This is a genomic window from Fructobacillus tropaeoli (assembly GCF_001047135.2).
In the GTDB taxonomy this organism is placed as follows: Bacteria; Bacillota; Bacilli; order Lactobacillales; family Lactobacillaceae; genus Fructobacillus; species Fructobacillus tropaeoli.
On the sequence record NZ_DF968089.1, the window covers coordinates 19,141 to 21,334 of the forward strand.

At 34.7% G+C, this 2,194-nt stretch carries 4 protein-coding genes; 1 reads left to right on the top strand and 3 read right to left on the bottom strand.

Features of this window, described 5'->3' with window-relative positions; genetic code table 11:
* Positions 1–277 precede the first annotated feature (277 nt).
* From AOQ32_RS08895 to AOQ32_RS07370, 3 genes are all read right to left on the bottom strand, one after another.
* Positions 278–427 (bottom strand): hypothetical protein, encoded by a 150-nt coding sequence (locus AOQ32_RS08895; protein WP_199504899.1) that lies wholly within the window; start codon positions 425–427, stop codon positions 278–280.
* An 81-nt stretch (positions 428–508) separates the two neighbouring features.
* A complete protein-coding gene (locus tag AOQ32_RS07365; RefSeq protein WP_059394255.1) occupies positions 509–925 on the bottom strand; it encodes a DUF4231 domain-containing protein in 417 nt (138 codons plus the stop codon).
* Between the two features lie 87 nt (positions 926–1,012).
* Positions 1,013–1,534, bottom strand: coding sequence for a helix-turn-helix domain-containing protein (locus AOQ32_RS07370; protein ID WP_059394256.1), 522 nt, complete (start codon positions 1,532–1,534; stop codon positions 1,013–1,015).
* Between the two features lie 140 nt (positions 1,535–1,674).
* Between AOQ32_RS07370 and AOQ32_RS07375 the strand changes: the two genes are divergently transcribed.
* Positions 1,675–1,869, top strand: coding sequence for a helix-turn-helix domain-containing protein (locus AOQ32_RS07375; RefSeq protein ID WP_059394257.1), 195 nt, complete (start codon positions 1,675–1,677; stop codon positions 1,867–1,869).
* The last annotated feature ends 325 nt before the right edge of the window (positions 1,870–2,194 follow it).

The following is a 2,194-nucleotide window of genomic DNA, read 5'->3' on the forward strand; positions in this document are numbered from 1 at the left end:
CAAAAGGGGTGCAGTGATAAATAGCGTTATATAGGCGTTTATAGTTGTTTAGAGTTTGCACCCTTTTTCAAAAGAGGTGCATTTTTTATAACTCTTGCATTCTTTACAAAAATTATAAATAGGGTGCAGTGATCAAAGTAGTATTGTGTACATCCCCAATATAAAAAGCACCTTGGTAAACCATATGGCAACCAAAGCGCTTATTTAGGAAGTTGTGCGGTAGCTACAACAATTAAATTATATCAATAATCTTTCGTGCAAGCCCAAGCGGGCTTTTTTATTTATACAAGATCAACGCCCGATATGTTACAGACCAAGGTGTCACACTCACAATCTCTTGACCTTGTTGTTCAATATTAAGAATAGCCTCGTCTAGTTTCTTCTCTAGTCCACTCGCTGAGATTGCTTGTACTATTTTAGTTTTCATAAATACTTCTCCTAATTCCCGTATACCGGATGTTTGATTCCAGTGTACATAGTTACAATGTGGATAATATGAAAATACTTATTATTTCACAGAATCAAAAAAGTCGTCAAATGATTGTTCAGACGAGTTAATAATGTTTTGAACTAGTGTTTTTACATTCTCATCGTCCGTTTGATTATATGGGGAAGCGTGAATATCAAAGAGTAATTGTTCTTTTTTGATTGCGATTAGAGTATTTCCTATTAAGTTCTTTTTATCTTCAATTTTGAATGTTGAATTAGTAGTTTGAATGAGTGTGATGATGGCTGAAAATACTGAAACAATGATGAGCAAGTGTACATTGTTTTCAGATAACGAAATGATAATCGGTATGCTAGAAGATAATGCGATGGTCAGCATGCCTAGAATTGATGATATTTTTTTGTAGTACTTATATTGTGTTTGTAGTTTTTTAACGACGGTTGATAAATCATCTCTTATTTTTGTTTCGGTAATCATATATATTTTTTCCTTTATGTGATCTTTTATCATTCTCGTTGTTGACGTTTGACTGCTTTATATCATGCAAGCCTCAAGTGGGCTTTTTTATTTTCTGTTTTTTTGGCTGTATTGTTCCAAAATTGTATAAATATCGAGAAGTAAAGAATGTAACTCATCATCATTGTTGTGTAATTGAGTAATTAGCGAACTAAAAAAATTTAAAATCGTACCAATATCTCTTTGCTGTTGAACGGTAAATGATTCTTTATAATCATCAAGATAATCTTCTAACATTTTGAAAGAATCCTCTCCAGCAATGACAATGCCGTGATTTTTTAATAACTGTTCCATATCATCACGGCTAAGATTATCCATAGAAGTTAAAGAATCTATATTAGAAAATGCTTGGGAATCGTTACGAATATCAGAAAGCCCTTGTAAATATAAAATATTAACTTTAAAGAAGTTAGAAAGTTTTTGCCAGGTTTTTAATTTTGGCGTGCTCAACCCAGCTTCATATCGTTGAACAGCTTGTTTAGTTAATCCTAAAAAGTCAGCAATGTCTTTTTGGGTCTTATTCTTTTTTATTCTTTCATACTTAAGGCGTTCCATAGCTTTTTTATTCATAGACGGTAAACCTCTCAATATAGTTTGCACTGATTATTATAGATTATTTAATAAAATTAGACAATTAATAGTTGACAGACAATTTATAATTGTCTAATATTACAAGCATAAAGACAATTAAAAATTGTCAAGGAGGAGACATGAAAGTTTTAACAGATAATTTTAGAAATGCCTTGATTGTTAAACAAGCAAAGGAGCACCTAACTTATAAAGAGCTGTCAAAGATTACAGGAGTGAATCGGGTAACTTTGTCTAATATCATCAACGGCAAGACCGAGACACTGCAAGAAAAAACGTTCGATAAGCTAAATGATTGGCTACTTAAGGAGGAATAGCATGGAACAGACAACACAGAACGTCACAGAGTGGCCTAGGTGGCTGAATTTAAAGGACTCGGCCAAATATGCCGGGTGTTCGTCTAACACGTTCAAGCGCCATTTAGTGAACGCTGGGCGAGTGAGGGCACACGTCACAGGGTACGGCACAGTTTACGACCGTGACGAGATTAGCAAGGCCATTGAAGAATGGCACTAAGGGGGATGACATGGAGATTTGGAATATATTGACAACGCTTGTCACTGTGGCCGTTGTAGGGTTCGGTGGCGTAGAGGTTGGCTATTACTTAGGAACTAACGAAAAGTAAGAAGGAGACAGGATACC